This is a genomic window from Pseudonocardia endophytica, assembly GCF_004339565.1.
Classification (GTDB): domain Bacteria; phylum Actinomycetota; class Actinomycetes; order Mycobacteriales; family Pseudonocardiaceae; genus Pseudonocardia; species Pseudonocardia endophytica.
Window position 1 is genome coordinate 1401299 of record NZ_SMFZ01000002.1, and the last position, 16541, is coordinate 1417839.

General features: G+C 73.6%; 19 protein-coding genes and 1 riboswitch. Of the genes, 9 read left to right on the forward strand and 10 right to left on the reverse strand.

All coding sequences use genetic code 11. The features are described 5' to 3' along the window. Positions 1 to 5 precede the first annotated feature (5 nt). Genes EV378_RS25420 through EV378_RS25430 form a run of 4 tightly spaced genes read left to right on the forward strand, consistent with a single transcriptional unit; the run spans position 6 to position 2861 of the window. Positions 6 to 773, forward strand: coding sequence for an enoyl-CoA hydratase/isomerase family protein (locus EV378_RS25420; protein ID WP_132429925.1), 768 nt, complete (start codon positions 6 to 8; stop codon positions 771 to 773). Then, complete coding sequence (locus tag EV378_RS35545) at positions 770 to 1240, forward strand: nuclear transport factor 2 family protein (protein WP_165922478.1); 471 nt, start codon at positions 770 to 772, stop codon at positions 1238 to 1240. Before EV378_RS25420 ends, EV378_RS35545 begins: the two co-directional genes overlap by 4 nt. Then, entirely contained in the window at positions 1237 to 2073 is an 837-nt protein-coding gene (locus EV378_RS25425) for an SDR family NAD(P)-dependent oxidoreductase (RefSeq protein WP_165922479.1), read from the forward strand. Before EV378_RS35545 ends, EV378_RS25425 begins: the two co-directional genes overlap by 4 nt. Further along, complete coding sequence (locus EV378_RS25430) at positions 2073 to 2861, forward strand: enoyl-CoA hydratase/isomerase family protein (RefSeq protein ID WP_132429927.1); 789 nt, start codon at positions 2073 to 2075, stop codon at positions 2859 to 2861. Before EV378_RS25425 ends, EV378_RS25430 begins: the two co-directional genes overlap by 1 nt. On the opposite strand, the gene EV378_RS25435 is transcribed toward EV378_RS25430, so the two are convergent. Beyond that, entirely contained in the window at positions 2847 to 3806 is a 960-nt protein-coding gene (locus EV378_RS25435) for an RNA polymerase subunit sigma-70 (RefSeq protein ID WP_243653765.1), read from the reverse strand. The genes EV378_RS25430 and EV378_RS25435 overlap by 15 nt on opposite strands. Before the next feature lie 101 nt (positions 3807 to 3907). Here EV378_RS25435 and EV378_RS25440 point away from each other — a divergent pair, with 101 nt between their 5' ends. Then, the gene (locus tag EV378_RS25440) at positions 3908 to 4483 is read left to right on the forward strand and encodes a dihydrofolate reductase family protein (RefSeq protein ID WP_132429928.1); all 576 of its coding nucleotides are present in this window, start codon (positions 3908 to 3910) and stop codon (positions 4481 to 4483) included. 3 nt (positions 4484 to 4486) lie between these two features. Here the strand turns inward: EV378_RS25440 and EV378_RS25445 are convergent, their stop codons facing one another. From EV378_RS25445 to EV378_RS25465, 5 genes are all read right to left on the reverse strand, one after another. Further along, positions 4487 to 5866 (reverse strand): LLM class flavin-dependent oxidoreductase, encoded by a 1380-nt coding sequence (locus tag EV378_RS25445; RefSeq protein ID WP_279389663.1) that lies wholly within the window; start codon positions 5864 to 5866, stop codon positions 4487 to 4489. 22 nt (positions 5867 to 5888) lie between these two features. Then, complete coding sequence (locus EV378_RS25450) at positions 5889 to 6233, reverse strand: PASTA domain-containing protein (RefSeq protein ID WP_132429929.1); 345 nt, start codon at positions 6231 to 6233, stop codon at positions 5889 to 5891. A 52-nt stretch (positions 6234 to 6285) separates the two neighbouring features. After that, on the reverse strand, positions 6286 to 6654 hold the full coding sequence (locus EV378_RS25455) for a winged helix-turn-helix domain-containing protein (RefSeq protein ID WP_132429930.1): 369 nt from the start codon (positions 6652 to 6654) through the stop codon (positions 6286 to 6288). Further along, positions 6651 to 7115, reverse strand: a complete 465-nt coding sequence (locus EV378_RS25460) for a hypothetical protein (protein WP_132429931.1) — start codon at positions 7113 to 7115, stop codon at positions 6651 to 6653. The genes EV378_RS25455 and EV378_RS25460 overlap by 4 nt, the downstream gene beginning before the upstream one ends. An 81-nt stretch (positions 7116 to 7196) precedes the next feature. After that, a complete protein-coding gene (locus tag EV378_RS25465; RefSeq protein ID WP_132429932.1) occupies positions 7197 to 7649 on the reverse strand; it encodes a carboxymuconolactone decarboxylase family protein in 453 nt (150 codons plus the stop codon). A gap of 81 nt (positions 7650 to 7730) precedes the next feature. Between EV378_RS25465 and EV378_RS25470 the strand changes: the two genes are divergently transcribed. Next, entirely contained in the window at positions 7731 to 8576 is an 846-nt protein-coding gene (locus EV378_RS25470; protein WP_132429933.1) for a sigma-70 family RNA polymerase sigma factor, read from the forward strand. Positions 8577 to 8624: 48 nt separating this feature from the next. Here EV378_RS25470 and EV378_RS25475 read toward each other — a convergent pair whose 3' ends face one another. Then, on the reverse strand, positions 8625 to 8852 hold the full coding sequence (locus EV378_RS25475; protein WP_132429934.1) for a hypothetical protein: 228 nt from the start codon (positions 8850 to 8852) through the stop codon (positions 8625 to 8627). 135 nt (positions 8853 to 8987) lie between these two features. On the opposite strand from EV378_RS25475, the gene EV378_RS25480 reads away from it, so the two are divergent. The 3 genes from EV378_RS25480 to EV378_RS25490 all read left to right on the forward strand — a co-directional run bounded on the left by EV378_RS25480 (position 8988) and on the right by EV378_RS25490 (position 12103). Next, the gene (locus tag EV378_RS25480) at positions 8988 to 10307 is read left to right on the forward strand and encodes an MFS transporter (protein WP_132429935.1); all 1320 of its coding nucleotides are present in this window, start codon (positions 8988 to 8990) and stop codon (positions 10305 to 10307) included. Positions 10308 to 10512: 205 nt separating this feature from the next. Further along, positions 10513 to 10607: riboswitch (SAM riboswitch) on the forward strand. Positions 10608 to 10764: 157 nt separating this feature from the next. Continuing rightward, a complete protein-coding gene (locus EV378_RS25485) occupies positions 10765 to 11808 on the forward strand; it encodes an LLM class flavin-dependent oxidoreductase (protein WP_132429936.1) in 1044 nt (347 codons plus the stop codon). Between the two features lie 112 nt (positions 11809 to 11920). Then, positions 11921 to 12103: a hypothetical protein gene (locus EV378_RS25490; RefSeq protein ID WP_132429937.1), complete on the forward strand. Its 183-nt coding sequence runs from the start codon at positions 11921 to 11923 to the stop codon at positions 12101 to 12103. A 75-nt stretch (positions 12104 to 12178) separates the two neighbouring features. Here EV378_RS25490 and EV378_RS25495 read toward each other — a convergent pair whose 3' ends face one another. The 3 genes from EV378_RS25495 to EV378_RS25505 form a co-directional block, all read right to left on the reverse strand. Further along, entirely contained in the window at positions 12179 to 13858 is a 1680-nt protein-coding gene (locus EV378_RS25495; protein ID WP_132429938.1) for an alpha-keto acid decarboxylase family protein, read from the reverse strand. Between the two features lie 66 nt (positions 13859 to 13924). After that, positions 13925 to 15298 carry an NtaA/DmoA family FMN-dependent monooxygenase gene (locus EV378_RS25500; protein ID WP_132429939.1) on the reverse strand — a complete coding sequence of 458 codons (1374 nt, stop codon included), beginning with the start codon at positions 15296 to 15298 and terminating at the stop codon, positions 13925 to 13927. A 9-nt stretch (positions 15299 to 15307) separates the two neighbouring features. After that, entirely contained in the window at positions 15308 to 16501 is a 1194-nt protein-coding gene (locus tag EV378_RS25505; protein ID WP_132429940.1) for an LLM class flavin-dependent oxidoreductase, read from the reverse strand. Positions 16502 to 16541: the final 40 nt, after the last annotated feature.

The window sequence follows — 16541 nt, forward strand, 5'->3', positions numbered from 1 at the left end:
CCCGCATGACTTCCGGTACCGACGTCACCACCACCATCGCCGACGGGGTCGGCACGATCACGTTCGCCCGCCCGGAGCGGCGCAACGCGCTGAGCGTCGCGATGCTCACCGCGCTCTCCGACGCGCTGGACGCGTTCGCCGCCGACGACGACGTGGCCGCGATCGTGGTCACCGGCGGACCCGAGATGTTCTGTGCCGGGCTCGACCTGGACCTGCAGTCGGGTTTCACGGAGGAGACCAGGGCCGTCTACTCCGAGGCGTGCCTGCGCGCCTACGGGACGCTGCTCGACCACCCGAAGCCGACGATCGCCGCGATCGCGGGTCCGGCGCTCGGCGGCGGTTGCGACATCGCCGTGTTCTGCGACATCCGGATCGCCGACCCCGGGTCGGTGTTCGGCTTCCCGCAGATCAAGATGGGGCTGACGCCGTACTTCTCTCCACTGTGGAAGATCGTCGGGCTCAGCCAGGCGAAGCTGCTCACGTTCTCCGGTGACCGGGTCGACGCGGCCGAGGCGCTGCGGATCGGCCTGGTCGACCGGCACGCGCCGGCCGGGGGCGTCGTCGAGGCGGCGACCGCCCTGGCCCGGTCGATCGCCGAGACCGGGACCCGCTCGGCGGTCAACAACAAGGAGATCGCCCGGCGCTCGCCGGCGATGGACCCGATCAGCGCCCTGACCTACGAGACGCTGGCCTACCGCGAGGTGATCTGGCACCCGGACGTCGTGGACCGGATCGGGGCGGCGTACCGGCGGATCAAGGGGGACGGGGCGTGACCGAGGAGTTCCTGCACCGCTTCGCCGTGGACTGGTTGCGCGCCTGGAACTCCCACGACACGGAGCAGGTGTTCGCGCTGCTCGACGAGGACGTCGTCTGGGACGACCGGGTGTTCTGGCCGGACGTGATCCACGGCAAGGACGAGCTCCGGTCCTACATGGACAAGATCTGGCAGGCGATGCCGGACGTGGCGTGGACCGAGATCGAGCGGTTCGTCAACCCGGACCGCTCCCGCGGCCTCGTGCTGTTCGAGCAGACCGGCGGAGCCCCCGCCGCGTTCGGGACCGACCGGCGGTTCCGCAGCCACGGCTGCGACATCTTCCTGTCGTTCTCCGGCGACCGGCTGGCGCACTACCTCGGCGCCTACGACATCGTCGGCATGCTCGAGCAGCTCGGCGCGATCCCGCCGCGCGGGACGCGGACCGGCAGCGGGTACGTGATGTCGCTGCTGCGGTCGGGGTCGTGACGCCCTCCTTCGCGGATCGCGTCGTGGTCGTCACCGGCGCCGGGCGCGGGCTGGGGCGCCGCTACGCGCTGGACCTGGGTGCGACCGGCGCCCGGGTCGTCGTGCACGCCAGGCGGACCGGGGCGGCGGACGCGGTGGTGGAGGAGATCCGCGGCGCGGGCGGGCAGGCCGTCCCCGCCGTCGCCGAGGTCCGCGACGGCGACGCGATCGCGGGCGCCGCCCTGGACGCGTGGGGCCGGATCGACGCGCTCGTCGTCAACGCCGGCGGAGTCCGGGACCGGACGTTCGCGAGGATGACCCGCGAGGAGTTCGACGACGTCGTCGACGTGCACCTCGGCGGGGCGTACGCGGCGTGCTCCGCCGTGTGGCCGCATCTCGACGACGGCTCCGCGATCGTGCTCACCACGTCCGGCGCCGGGATGCACGGCAACTTCGGGCAGGCCAACTACGCCGCCGCCAAGGCGGGCGTGATCGGGCTGGCGAAGTCGCTCGCGATCGAGGGGCGCCGTCGCGGGATCCGGGTCAACGCGGTGGCCCCGATGGCGCTGACCGACATGACCCGCGACGTGTTCGGCTCGTCGCCCGCCGCCGCACTGACCCCCGAGGCGGTGTCGCCGGTCGTGCTCGGGCTCGCGCACCCGTCCTGCCCGCTGACCGGGGAGGTCGTCGAGACCGGCGGGGGATGGGCGTCGGTCCTGCGGTGGGAACGCTCCGCCGGATCGACGCGGATCGACTGGGACGCCGTATCGCGCTTCGGCGCGGACGCCGACCACCCGGCCACGACGGCGGACTGCCTCTCGGCCGCCGTCGCCGCGAAGGAGGAGGAGACCTGATGTACCTGCGCACGACCGTCGAGGACGGTGTCGGCATCCTGGCGCTCGACCACCCGGAGAAGCGCAACGCGCTCGGCTGGGAGCTGCACGAGGAGATCATCGCCGCGTTCGAGGCATGGGCCTACGACGACGACGTCGCGGCCGTCCTGATGATCGGCAACGAGGAGTACTTCTGTGCCGGGTGGGCGCTGGACGTCCTGAACGGCGCGGACGACGCGACGCTGACCCGCTTCACCGACCTCGCGCACCGGCTGATGGTGACGATCTACGACTTCCGCAAGCCGACGGTCGCGGCCGTCGCCGGCGTCGCCCCCGGCTACGGCATGGACCTGGCGAACATGTGCGACGTCACGATCGCGTCGGAGAACGCGGCGTTCGGGTCCACCCAGGTCAAGTACGCGATGAACGGCTTCTACCACGGCCTGCTGCGCAGGACGAACACCCAGCGGGCCCGCCGGATGTTCTTCACCGGCGACCCGATCGACGCGCACGAGGCGCACCGCGTGGGACTCGTCGACGAGGTCGTGCCGGTCGGGACGCTGCACGAGTCCGCGTTGCGGCTGGCCGGGCAGATCGCCGAGCACGGCGCCGAGCTCACCACCGTCCTCAAGGAGGTCGCGCTGCGGGCGTCCAACATGGATCACGTCGGGGCGACCGCCTACGAGCTGCGCGTCACCCGTGACCTGCTCGGTCGGGAGCTGTTCACCCGCCGGATCGGGGAGGGGTACGGCAGGCTCAAGGCCGGCGCGAGCCGGGCGACCGAGCGGCTCGGTTCAACGGCGACGTGAGGCCGGCACGTCGAACCGGTCGAGGACCGCGGGATCGGCGAACGTGACGCACCGCCGGACGAGACCGCCGGCCACGTCGAACACCTGGAGCGAGTGCGCCCGCACCCCACCGGTGGCCGGGTCCGGCGCGTACGCGGCCAGCGCCGTGCTGCCGTTGGCCCGCACCGGGAGCAGCCGCCAGCCGGTGCCGCGCATCGCGAACACCCGGTCGATGAACTCGCGGTAGTGCGCCCGGCCCCGCAGCCACAGCGGCACGGGGGGCATCTCCAGCACGACGTCGTCGGCCAGGAGGCGGGTCAGGCCGGCGACGTCGGCCGCCTCGAACGCCGCCAGGTACTTCTCGACGACGGCGCGCTCGCCCGGATCGGACGGTTCCTGCAGGTCGTCGACGGTGAGCCCGGCGTCTCGCAGGGTGGCACGCGCCCGTTGCAGGCCGCTGTTCACGGACGCGACCGTGCCGTCCAGGATCTGCGCGACCTCGGCGGCGGGCAGCTGCAGCACCTCGCGCAGGACCAGCACCGCGCGCTGACGCGGCGGCAGCAGCTGCAGCGCCGCGACCAGCGCGAGGCGCACGCCGGATCGCGCCGCGACCGTGTCGGCGGGGTCGCCGAGCCGGGCGTCCGGGAACGGCTGCAGCCACGGGACGTCGAGGCGGGGGACGAGCGGCACCTGCGGGTCGTCTCCCGCCGGGCCCAGCCCGCTCGGCAGCGGGCGGCGGGCGCGTCCCTCCAGCGCGGTGAGGCACGCGTTCGTGGCGATCCGGTGCAGCCACGTGCGCAGCGACGCGCGCTGCGGGTCGTACCGGTCGGACGCGCGCCACGCCCGGACCAGCGTCTCCTGCACCAGGTCCTCGGCCTCGTCGAACGAGCCGAGCATCCGGTAGCAGTGCGCGAGCAGGTCGGCGCGATACGCCTCGTGCCGCTCGTCGACCGGGGCCACCGTCACGGAGGAAGAGGGTACGACCGCGATGAGTCCGCCGCCTCCCACCGGTATGTGGTCTCGACGGGCGGCCGGACGGCGGCCGCCCCATCGCCAGGGAGCCCGCCATGTCCGACGTCATCGTCATCGCGTTCGCCACGCTCGACGGCGTGGTCTCCGACCCGGACGGCCGGTCCGGCACCGGGTACGGCGGCTGGGCGTTCCGGTTCGGGACGGGACCGGTCGCTGACGACAAGTTCCGCCTGGGGGAGCGGATGCAGCACGGCGTCCAGCTCTACGGCAGGCGCACCTGGGAGAGCTTCGCCCAGGTCTGGCCGGGCCGCGACACCGACTACGCGCGCCTGATGAACGAGGTGCCGAAGCGCGTCGCGACCCGGTCCGGAGTGGACACCTCGGCCTGGTCGAACTCGGAGGCGATCGAGGGCGACGTGCTGGAGTGGGTCGCCGACGAGCGTTCCCGTCGCAACGTCGTCGTGATCGGGAGCTTCTCGCTGGTCCGTGCCCTGGCCGCCGCCGACCTCGTCGACGAGTACCGCGTGATCACGTTCCCGGTCGCCGTCGGCGAGGGGGACCGGCTGTTCGACCGGGACGCGCCGTCGGAGTTCCGGTTCCGCGAGTCCGCCGTCGCCGACCCGGACGGGGTGACGACGCTGACCGTGCTGCGCCGCGAGCGGGCGGCGTGAGGCCTACCCGGCGTTCCGCGGTCGCGGCGGGCGATGCACGGCGGCCGGATGGTCGTCCGGGACGCGCGGACCGGCTCCGCCGACGACCTCGCGCAGCGAACCGGACGGCGGTTCGGCTGGCATGCGCCCCCGTCGTCGAAGCTCCGGGACGACGAGCTCGGCGACGTCGACGAACGAGCCGGGAGTCGTCGCGTAGGCGAGGTTGAACCCGTCGGCGCCGGTCTCGTCGACCCAGTGCTCCAGCTCGTCGGCGACGTCGGCAGGCGACCCGACGGAGACCGGCCCCCGGCCGCCGACGGCGAGGTGGTCGGCGATCTCGGCGACCGTCCACTCGCGATCGGGGTCGTCGGTGGTGAACGACGCGAGCGCCGTCCGTCCGGCGTCGGTCTCCACCCAGCGCAGCGGACGGTCCGGCGGGATCTCGGACAGGTCGACGCCGGTCCAGCCGGCGAACAGTGCCAGCGCACCCTCGCGCGAGCTCGCCGCGCGGTAGGCGTCGTAGCGTTCGTGCGCCTCGGCCCGCGTCGGCGCGACGACCGGTGCGAGCTGCACGTACACCGTCAGCGAGTCCGGGTCGCGCCCGGCCGATGCGGCCGCGTCGCGGAGGCCGGCGACCTGATTCGCGACGATCGCCGTGCTCGGCCCGGACACGAACACGGCCTCCGCATGGCGCCCGGCGAACGCCGTCCCGCTCCGCGACGCGCCCGCCTGGAAGATCACCGGCGTGCGCTGCGGCGACGGTTCGCAGAGGAACGGCCCCGGAACGTCGAACCAGGTACCGTGGTGGTCGATGTCGTGCACCTTCGCCGGGTCGGTGTAGACGCCGTTCGCCGCGTCCCGGACGACGGCGTCCTCCTCCCACGAGGACTCCCAGAGCTTGTAGCAGACCTCGAGGTACTCGTCGGCGATCGCGTAGCGCTCGTCGTGCGGGCGGTGCGGGAGCCCGAGGTTCGCCGCGGCGCTGGGCAGGTAGCCGGTGACGACGTTCCAGCCGACCCGGCCCTTCGTCAGGTGGTCCAGCGTGGTGAACCGGCGGGCCAGCGCGTACGGGTGCTCGTAGCTGGTCGAGACCGTGACGCCGAACCCGAGCCGGGAGGTCACCGCGGCCATCGCCGGGACCAGCAGCAACGGGTCGCCGAGCGGGATCTGCGTCCCGGCGCGGACGGCGGCGTCGCGGCTGCCGCCGTACACGTCGTAGACACCGAGCACGTCGGCCAGGAACAGCGCGTCGAAGCCGGCCCGGTCGAGGGTCCGGGCCAGCTCCGTCCAGTGCTCGAGGTCGGTGTAGCGGTGTCCCTGGTCGTCGGGGTGGCGCCAGAGCCCGGCCGACTGGTGGCCGGCGCAGTTCATGGCGAAGGCGTTCAGATGGATGCTGCGGCGCACCCGTCGAGATCTACACCGTCGCCTATCCGGCGACGCCACCGCCCGCGGGTCCGACCGGCGCGGGCTTCGGCCCGACACCGCCGCCCCCGCCGCCACCGGAGCCGTCCGGCCCGTCGCCGGGGTCGGTCGCCGACCGTGCGGCACCGCCCTCGATCCAGATGCGGACGGTGCCGCCGCGCTCCAGCATCTCGCCCGCGGCGGGGTCCTGGTCGGCGACGGGGCCGCGTCCCGCACCGGTGTGCGTGGCGTTGCGCGGGACAGCGAGCAACGCGGCGTCGAGAGCCCGGTCGTGCGCCTCGGCGGCGGGGAGTCCGACGAGTTCGGGGACGGTCGTGGTGGTCTGGGTGTTCTCCGGCGAGCCGGTCATGACCGTCGCGTACCCGTACCGGCGGAGGTCGACACCCGGTCCGTGGCGTTGGTCACGCGCCGCCGCCGGCGTCGGCCGCGGCCGCGTCGGTGTCCCGATCGCCGACGGCGCGGCTCAGGCTGGTCAGCCAGGCGAGATGGCCGGTCAACGCCACGCGGCCGCGCGGGGACAGGCGGAACCAGGTCCGGGGACGGCGTCCGATCGACCCCTTTCGCACGTCGAGGTAGCCGGCGTCCTCGAGGGTGCGGCTGTGCTTCGAGATCGCCGAGTCGCTGACGTCGAGCATGTCGCGCGCGGTGGCGAAGTCGACCCACTCGGCGCCCTGCAGCAGGGCGCACAGGGCGAGGCGCGGTCCGGTCTCCAGCAGCGGGTCCCGGCCCGGCGCCCCGTCACCGGTGTCCGCGGTGTCGCCGTCGGTCATCCGAGCACCCGGCCCGCCTCGATGTCGGCGCGCATGGCCGACCGGGTCGCCACCTGCGTGACGAACACGACGACCGCGATCGGCACCAGCAGCGCGAGCCCGATGCCCCGGTGACCGCTCCCGACCAGCTGGTGCAGGGCGACGTAGCCGCCGATCGCGACGACGATCCCGGCCAGCCAGTACTTCCGGGCCGACGGGTACGCGCCGATCCCGCGCGCGAGCTGCACCCCGGACCTGCGCCGGCGGGTCACCGAGTACGCGGCGGACGCGAGCGCCACCGCCGCGAGCGCCCACGAGAGGTAGGTCCACGATCCCGGCAGGTAGGACATCCACAGCGGCATGCCCGTGATCAGCACGAGTACGGGCACGTAGAGCACCCAGTAGACGCGCGGGAACTGGGCGTGCGCCGCGATCCGCCGCCGTGCCTCGGCGACCTGGTCCAGCTCGGAGGGGTTCGACATGGCTCTCTCCCGTCTGCATCTACTTTCTATATGGAAAGCGTGCGCTACGGGGAAAGCTGTGTCAAGCCGGCAAGGTTCGTCTCACCAGGCGCCCGCCACCTGGTGGGTGGTGGCGTTCAGCCGGTTCCACAGGTTGACCTGCGCGATCGAGAGGATCAGGGCGCCGAGCTGCCGCTCGTCGAACTGCGACGCGACCTCGGAGAACACGGCGTCCGGAACCGGGTCGCCGCGGTCGGCCAACCGGGTCATGCACTCGGCCAGCTCGAGTGCGGCGCGCTCGTCGTCGGAGAAGAACGGCGCGTCCCGCCACCCGGCCACCGTGTCGATCTTCTCCTCCGCGGTGCCGGACTTGCGCAGCGCGGCCGCGTGCATGTGCAGGCAGACGCCGCAGCCGTTGATCTGGCTGGCCCTCAGGTGCACCAGCTCGAGGACGTGTTCGGAGATGCCGGTGGCGCGTTCGGCCTTGCCCAGCGCCATCAGCGCGTCCATCGCGCCGGGAACGACGAGGACGGGGTTCTGCATGCGTGCGGTCACGGTTGCTCCTCGGGTCGTCACACCGGTCGGATCCGGCGTGTCCGGAAGGAGGACACGTCGGACGAGGAGGATGTGACGGCGATGGATCTGGAGAGCGGGTTCGAGGAGCATCGGGGACACCTGAGCCGGGTGGCTCTGCGCGTGCTGGGCTCGCACGCCGAGGCCGAGGACGCCGTGCAGGAGGCGTGGCTGCGCGTGCGGGCCGCGCAGGACACCGGCACGATCGAGAACCCTCGCGCCTGGTTGACGACGGTCGTGTCGCGCGTCGCGCTGAACCAGTTGCGGTCGCGGACGGCACGCCGCGAGGAGTTCCCGGAACGGCTGCCGGATCCGGTGGTCGTCCGGGACGGGCCGGACGACCCGCAGTCCAGCGCCGAGACGGCCGACGCCGTCGGGCTGGCGCTGCTCGTCGTGCTGGACGCGCTCGCCCCGGAGGAGCGGCTGGCGTTCGTGCTGCACGACATGTTCGGATGGGCGTTCGACGAGATCGCCCCGCTCGTCGAACGCACCCCGACCGCGGCGCGTCAACTCGCCAGCCGGGCCCGGCGACGTGTCCGTGGTGCGACGCCGGACCCGCGGGGCCGGGCCGAGCGTCGGGAGGTCGCCGACGCGTTCCTGGCCGCCGCGCACCGCGGGGACATCGCCGGCCTGGTCGCGGTGCTGTCCCCGGACGTCGTGCTGCGCGTCGACGCCGGCGGCGGGGTCCGCGAGGTGCACGGTGCGGAGCGGGTGGCCGGGCAGGCGGCCGCCTACCGCACCGGCGACCAGGTCCGTCACTCCGTGCTGGTCGACGGCCGCCCCGGCGCGCTCGGGGTGCTCGACGGGCGGCCGCAGGCGTTGCTGGCGTTCACCGTCTCCGACGGTCTGATCACCGGGATCGACATCCTCGCCGACCCGGCGCGTCTGTCCGCCATCGATCTCGGGTGACGGGTCAGGCGCCGGTCGTCGAGCCCGGACGGACGATCATCAGCACGGTCACGACGGCCCACGGTCGACGCGCTGGAGCGGCGCGGCGCCGTCACGCGCGACGGCGACGGCGACGGCGGGCGCGGCCGGACCGCGGAACTGCGCGTCACGGCAGAGGGCGACCGGCCGCGCAGGATCGGACGGGACGCCATCGCCGAGGCCGACGACGACGTTCGGGGCCGGCTCGGTGCGGAACTGTACGACACGGTTCTTCGGGCGTTGGCGGAACTGCACCATCCCGGCGACCAGCTGGCGTTTGACCTGCGATATCAGTCGCCTCGACCTCTTTACTGCCTCCTTCTGGCATCTGATTCGTCGACGCAATGGAATTGTCGCTCTACGCTGATCGCGAGACGATTCCGGAGGTATTCCGTGCTGTTCGCCAACGGGCGGTTCCGTCGGTTGTTCACCGCGCAGGTCGTCGCGCTGGTGGGAACCGGGCTGACGACGGTCGCGCTCGGCCTGCTCGCCTACGATCTCGCCGGCTCGCGCGCTGCACTGGTGCTCGGCACGGCCCTGGCCGTCAAGATGGTCGCCTACGTCGTGGTGTCGCCGCTGGTCGGCGCGATCGCCGACCGGGTGCCGCGACGGCGGATCATGATCGCCGCCGACCTGACGCGGGCCGGTGTGGTGCTGGTCCTGCCGTGGGTGACCCAGGTGTGGCAGGTGTACGCGCTGATCGCCGTGCTGCAGGCGGCGTCCGCGTCGTTCACGCCGGTGTTCCAGTCCGTACTGCCCGACGTGCTGCCGGACGAGGAGGGCTACACGCGGGCGCTGTCCGCCTCGCAGGTCGCGGTCAGCCTGGAGAACGTGCTCAGCCCGCTGCTCGCCGCGGCCGCGCTGGCGGTGACCACGTACTCGACGTTGTTCGTCGGCACCGCGGTGGGATTCCTCGGCTCGGCCGCCCTCGTGCTGGCCACGGCCGTCCCGGCCGCGCAGCGCGCTCAGGGCCGGTTCGCCGACCGGCTGTCCCTCGGGCTGCGCCTGTTCCGGTCCACGCCGCAGCTGCGCGGTCTGCTGGCGCTGAACATGGTGGTGGCCGCGACCGGCGCGATCTCCCTGGTCACGACCGTCAACGTGGTGCGCGACCTGCTCGGCGCCGGCGAGTCGGCGGTCGGGCTGCTGCTCGCCGCGGCCGGGGCGGGCACCGCTCTCGCGGCCGTGTCCGCGCCTGCGGTGAGCAGGCGTCTGCCGGACCGGAGCGTGATGCTCGGCGGTGCCGTGCTCGCTCTGGGGGCGACCACGGCTGCCCTCCTGCTGGCCGCCCTGCCGTCCTGGCCGCTGGCCGTCGTGGCCTGGGCGTTGATCGGGTTCGGGCCCGGGTGGATCACCGTCACGACCGGGCGTCTGTTGCGCGGGTCGTCCGGCCCGGCTCAGCGGCCCGCCCTGTTCAGCGCGCAGTTCTCGCTGTCGCACGCGTGCTGGCTGATCACCTATCCGCTGACCGGCTGGCTGGCCGCCTCGGCCGGGTTCGGCGTGGCGTGGGGTGTGCTCGCCGTGCTGGCCCTCGCCGGCGCGGGCATCGCCGTTGCGCTCTGGCCGGTCCGCGGCGGCGACCTCGTCCGCCACCGCCACGACGACGTGTCGGAGCACGTCCGTCTCGCCACCACCCACCGCAGCGGGCGGGGATGGACGCACGCGCACCGCGTCGTCGTCGACGGGGACCATCCGCACGGCCCGGTCCCGGCGTAGGACGAAGCGTCCGACGCCGACCCGTGCCGGCGGGGAACACCGCGCGCCGGATGTGAGCAGCTCTCGCGCCTCGGGGCTGAGCGAACGGAGCTGTCGTTCGACTCGGGGGTGGTGGGTCGGCGCGAGATGTCCGGACAGGGGCGGGCGTTCCCGGCTGGTGGAAGTTCGGTTGCTCGCGGGCGAGGGCGTTCCTACCCTGGAGTACGCACCATCCAGAGCGGCCGAGAGACCCGGCTCGACGACGCCGCAGCAACCCCCCGCCGATGCGGGCGAAGGTGCTCACGCCGGGAACGATGGAGGACGTGGGATGAGCAGGACGGAGCGGCGCCCCGGGTACTGCGGGCGCTACCGACGCCATGTCGACCTGCTCCGGGTGACCAGCGCCGCCTGTCAGGGCGGATCGCCCCGGACCTGACCCCACCCCCGCGGCCGACCGTGCCGCAGGAAGCGATCCCGAATGTCCACATCGGATACCGGCGCGCCCGTGCGCGCGCCGCTGCACCTCGCCGTCGCGCTCGACGGGGTCGGATGGCATCCCGCCGCCCGGCACGACCCGGACGCCCGCGTCACCGACCCGGCCTCCGCACGGCACTGGGTGGACCTGGCCACGACGGCCGAGCGCGGCCTGCTCGACCTCGTCACCGTCGAGGACGGCCCGGACTCCCGCAACCACGCGCTGCGGGTGGCCGCACTCGTCGCGCCGTCCACGACCCGGATCGGGCTGGTCCCGACGGTCACCGCCACCGGGACGGCGCCCCTGGCCGCGGCGCTGGCCGCGCTGGACCACGACTCGGTCGGCCGCGCGGGCTGGCGGCTGACCACACCCGCCGACGAGACCCGCCTTCCCGGCGACCGCGCGCTCGGCACACCCGCCGCACGGGCACGGCACGCCGAGCAGCTCGACGACCTGGCCTCCGCCGTCGCCGCCGTACGTCTGCGCTGGTCCGCGGGTGGCGGCGCGGCCGACCGGCCCCCGCAGGGTCATCCGCCGGTGGTCGCCCTCGGTCACGGGTGGGAGACGTTCCGTCTCGCCGCCCGCGCCGCGGACGTCGTGCTCACGACGCCGGTGGACGCATTCGGCGCGGCCGCGGTCGTCGAGCAGGTCAGGGAGGCCGAGCACCACGTCGGCCGCACCGGACCGCCGCTGCGGATCCTCGGCGACATGGTCGTCCTGCTCGAGGACACCGACCTCGCGGCCCGGGACCGCCTCGACCTCCTCGACGCGCACGAGATGCTGTACTCCGACGCCGCCGTCGTCGCCACCACGCCGTCCGGACTGGCGGACATGCTGACGGCCTGGCAGCGGTCCGGACTGGACGGTTACCGGCTGCGCCCGGCCCGCCTCCCGTCCGATCTGGACCGGATCACCGACGAGCTGGTGCCCGAGCTGCAACGGCGGGGCGCGTTCCGCACGGCCTACGACGGGTCGACGCTGCGCGACCACCTGGGTCTCGCGTCGTGGTCGCGGGGAGCCCGGGTCGAGGCGACGGTCGCGTCGTGACCGGCAGCTCGCTCTCCCGCCGCAGGCACGTCGACCAGGGGCGGACGCACGCGGCGCTGTGTCGTCGCCGACCGGAACCGGCGACCCCGCGACGACCTCGACTGGAGACATCATGACCACCGCGACGACCCCCGACACCGCCCGCACGCTGCTCGACGGCCTGGAGGCACTGGTGCAACGCCACCGTGCGCTCGCCCACGACGACGCCGCCCCGCTGCACGCGGAGCTGATCACGGCCGAGGTGGCGATGCAGCTCGCCGTGGCCCGGCGGGCGCTGCGCCGCGGGCCCGCGTAGAGGACGGGCGACGGCGTGCGTGCCCCCGGATCCGTGGCCGGGGCCCACGCACGCCGTCGCCGACGGGTGCGCGGCCTACGCGTTCGACGTGTTGATCCCGCGCGCCAGCTCGGCCAGCAGGCGCGGGGCGTCGCGGCGGGGAAGGTGGACCTCGATCAGGAACGCGGCGTCCGGCGATCCCGCGGCCTTCGCCAGCGCGTCCCGCAGCTCGTCCGGCGTGGTCGCGGCCATGCAGGTCACGCCGGGAGCACCGAGCGCGGACGGCACCTGTGTCCAGTTCCACCCGACGATGTCCTGGTAGACCGCGTCCGGGCTCTGGATCTCCCGCTCGACCGTGTAGCCGCTGTTGTTCAGCACGAACACGACCGGTGTGAGACCGCGGGCGAACACGGTGCCCAGCTCCTGGATCGTCAGCTGCGCGGAGCCGTCGCCGATGAACAGCACCGGCCTGCGGCCGGGCGCGGCCAGCCCGGCGCCGAGCGTGGCCGGCAGCGTGTAGCCGATCGAGGACCACACCGGCTGGCCGAGCAGGTCCGAGTCCGGGGCCAGACTCAGGTCCAGCGCGCCGTAGAACGCGGTGCCGGCCTCCGCGATCACGGTCGTCGACGGCTGCAGCCACTGCTGCACCTCGCCCCAGAACCGCTCCTGGTCCAGCGTGTCGCCCTCGACGGTGTCCGGGGCGGTCGCCGGGAGGTCGACGGGCGCGAGCTGCGGCAGGCGACTCGCCGTGACGACGTCGCGCAGCGCGGCCAGCGCGTCGGCCATCCGCACGCCCGGGTAGACGGCGCGCCCGATCCGCGCCCGGTCGACGGCCAGCTCGACGGCGGCGCCCGGGTCGTAGCCGTGGGTGAAGAAGCCGGTCGTGAAGTCGCTGTGCACGGTGCCGACCATGACCAGCGGTGACGCCGTGTCGACGGCCTCGCGCGCCGCGTCCGAGCGGGTCGTCGCGCCGAGGTAGGTCCCGAGGCTGGCCGGGTGCGTCTCGTCGAGGATCGCCTTCGAGCCGGACTGCGTCGCGACCTGCACGCCCGGTAGCGCGGCGATCGAGGAGATCGCGTCCTCCTGGGCGCACCGGTGGACCTTCGGCCCGACGAGCAGGCAGGCGCGGTCGACGTCGTCGAACCGGCGGCGCAGCGCGTCGGTGAACTCCGCGACGGCCTGCGTGTCGCTCTGCGGGGCACGCAGCGGTGTCGCGATCGGACCGGACGGCACCGCCGCCGTCGCGACGTCCAGCGGGACTCCGATGTAGACCGGCTTGCCCGACTCCAGCGCGCCGCGCAGCACGCGGTCGATCTCGGCGACGAGATCGTCCGGGTCGTCGGTGTCCAGCACCGTCCGGTGCGCCGTGATCTCCGCGGACATCCGCTCGAAGCGGCGGAAGTCGCCGTCGAGGAACGTGTGGTGCAGCGGTGCGCCGGTGTCCATCGAGGACCGCGACGGCATCCCGACGACGTGCACGACGGGCACGTCCTCGGCGTAGCTGCCCGCCACCCCGTTCAGCGCGGACAGCTCCCCGACGCCGTACGTCGTGAGGAACGCGCCGACCCGGCGCCCGACACGGGCGAACCCGTCGGCCGCGTAGGAGGCGTTCAGCTCGTTCGTCGACCCGACCCAGTCCAGGCCGTCGACGGTGAGCATCTCGTCGAGCAGGGACAGGTTGAAGTCGCCGGGCAGGCCGAACAGGTGGTCGGCTCCGAGCTGGACCAGGCGGGTGGCCAGGTACGCGCCGACCGTGGTCCGGGGGTGGTCGCTCATGGTCTCGCTTCCGTCGGCGGGTCTACGCCCATCGGGCCGGAGCCGCCGCCGTCGCGCAACTCGGGACTACGACGCGTCGACGTCGGCCGGGGCGACGGTCGTCGGGCTCGGCTTGAGGCCGAGGTGCTCGCGCAGCGTCGTGCCCTCGTACTCGGTGCGGAAGGACCCGCGTTCCTGCAGCAGCGGGACGACGGTGTCCGCGAACGCGTCCAGCCCGCCGGGCGTGACGTGCGGGACCAGCACGAAGCCGTCGCTGGCGTCGGTCTGCACGAACTCGTCGATCGTCGCGGCGACCGTGGCCGCCGAGCCGACGAACGTCTGTCGCCCGGTCATGTGGATCACCAGCTCGCGCAGCGAGAGGTTCTTGGCCTCGGCGACCTGTCGCCACTCGTTCGCCGTGGCGATCGGGTCCCGGTACTGGCGCACGCTCGCCCGCCCCTTGGACAGCAGCTCGTCGCCGACGGCCGGGTCGAACGACGGAAGCGGGCCGTCCGGGTCCAGTTCGGACAGGTCGCGGTTCCACAGCTGCTCCGCGAACGCGATCGCGGTGGCGCCGCTGACCTGCTGGTGACGGACGACGTCGGCCTTCTCGGCGGCCTCGGCGTCGGTGTCGCCGAGCACGAACGTGGCCGCCGGGAGGATCTTCAGGTCCTCCGGGTCGCGGCCGTACGCGCCGAGGCGGCCCTTCAGATCGGCGTAGAACGCGCGGCCTGCCTCCAGCTCGGCGTGCCTGGAGAAGATCGCGTCCGCGCTGGACGCGGCGAACTCGCGGCCCTCCTCGGAGTCGCCTGCCTGCAGGATCACCGGGCGGCCCTGCGGGCTGCGCGGCACGCCGAAGCGGCCCGCGATGTCGAACTGGTCGGAGCGGACCCGGAACCGCCCGGCGTCCGGGTCGGACAGGAACTCGCCGGAGGACTTGTCCGCCAGCACCTCGTCGCCGCGCCAGGAGTCCCACAGCACGCCGGTGGCGGACAGGAACTCCTTGGCCCGCGAGTAGCGCTTCTCCTTCGGCAGGAACCCGCCGCGGCGGAAGTTCTCGCCGGTGAACTCGTCCCAGGACGTGACCACGTTCCAGGCGGCGCGGCCGTCGGAGAGGTGGTCGAGCGAGGCGAACTGGCGGGCCACCTCGTACGGCTCGTTGAACGTAGAGTTGATTGTCCCGGCCAGTCCGAGCCGGTCGGTCACGGCGGCGACGGCGGCCAGGATCGCGAACGTGTCCGGGCGGCCGACCACGTCCAGGTCGTAGATCTTGCCGCCCTGCTCGCGCAGGCGGAGGCCCTCGGCGAGGAACAGGAAGTCGAACTTCGCCCGCTCGGCCGTGCGCGCGAAGTGCGCGAACGACGAGAACTCGATGTGGCTGCCGGCCTCCGGGTCGCTCCAGACGGTCGTGTTGTTCACGCCGGGGAAGTGCGCGGCGAGGTGGATCTGCTTGCGGGGCATGGGTTCCTCCTATGCCGCGTAGCGGTTCGACGGTCGGTCGAGTCCGAAGTGGCCGCGCAGCGTGTCCGACGTGTACCCGGTGCGGAACGCGTTCCTGCGCTGCAGCTCCGGGACGAGCTCGCGGGTGATGCGGTGCAGGTCGTCGGGCAGCACGCCGGGGCGCAGCCGGACGCCGGACAGGCCGGCCTGCCGCCAGTCGAGGATCAGGTCGGCCAGCTCGGACGGTGTGCCGACGAACACGTACGCGTCGCTGACGAGCGCGCGGCCGAGGAGGGCGTCCAGGCGGTCCTTGCGGTCGTGCGCGGCGCGCGTCTCCGGCTCCAGGAACACGACCAGCTCGCCGAGCACGTGCACCGGCTCGCCGCCGCGCCCGGCCCGCTCCTGCTCGTCGCGCACCTGCTCCAGGATCCCGACGGCGTCCGTGTCGTCGTGCGGGGTGACGAACACGAGGTCGGCGGAGCGGGCCGCGAGCCGGTAGGCGACCGTGCGGTGCGCGAGCGCGGCGACGAGCGGCTGCCCCTGCGGCGGGCGCTGCGTGATCGACGGCCCGCGCACCGAGAAGTACGCGCCCTCGAAGTCGATGTGGTGCAGCTTGTCGACGTCGACGAACCGGCCGGTCGCGACGTCGCGGATCTCGGCCTCGTCCTCCCAGCTGTCCCACAGCCTGCGCATGACCTCGACGTAGTCCGCGGCCTCGTCGAAGATCTCGGCCATCGGGCCCTCGTCGTCGGCGCCGGGGGCGTCCCGGTCGAACGCCGGGATCGTGCGCCGGCCGAACAGCTCCGCGACGTCCGGGCGCGACGACGTGCGGACCTGCACACCGGCGCGCCCCTCGCTGACCCAGTCCAGGGTCGCGATCGCCTTCGACGCGTGGAACGGCTCGGTGTGCGTGACGACCTGGCTGGGCACGATGCCGATCCGCCCGGTCAGCGGCGCGACCCGGTTCGCGACCAGCACGGCGTCCGGGCGGCCGCGGACCTGGTCGGTGCGGTCGTCCGGGCGGAACGGCGAGCTCGACTGCAGCCCGAGGCCGTCCTCGATCGTGACCAGGTCGGCCAGGCCGCGCTCGGCCTCGGTGACGAGCTCGGTCCAGTAGCGGCCGCCGAGCACGGCGTCCGGGCGGGCGGACGGCTCGCGCCACGCGGCCGGGTGCCAGCCGCAGTCGGCCAGCGCGACGGCGAGATGCAGGTCCGGGTCGGACATGGAGGGACTGCCTTCCGGGCGAACGGCGACGGGTCGGGTT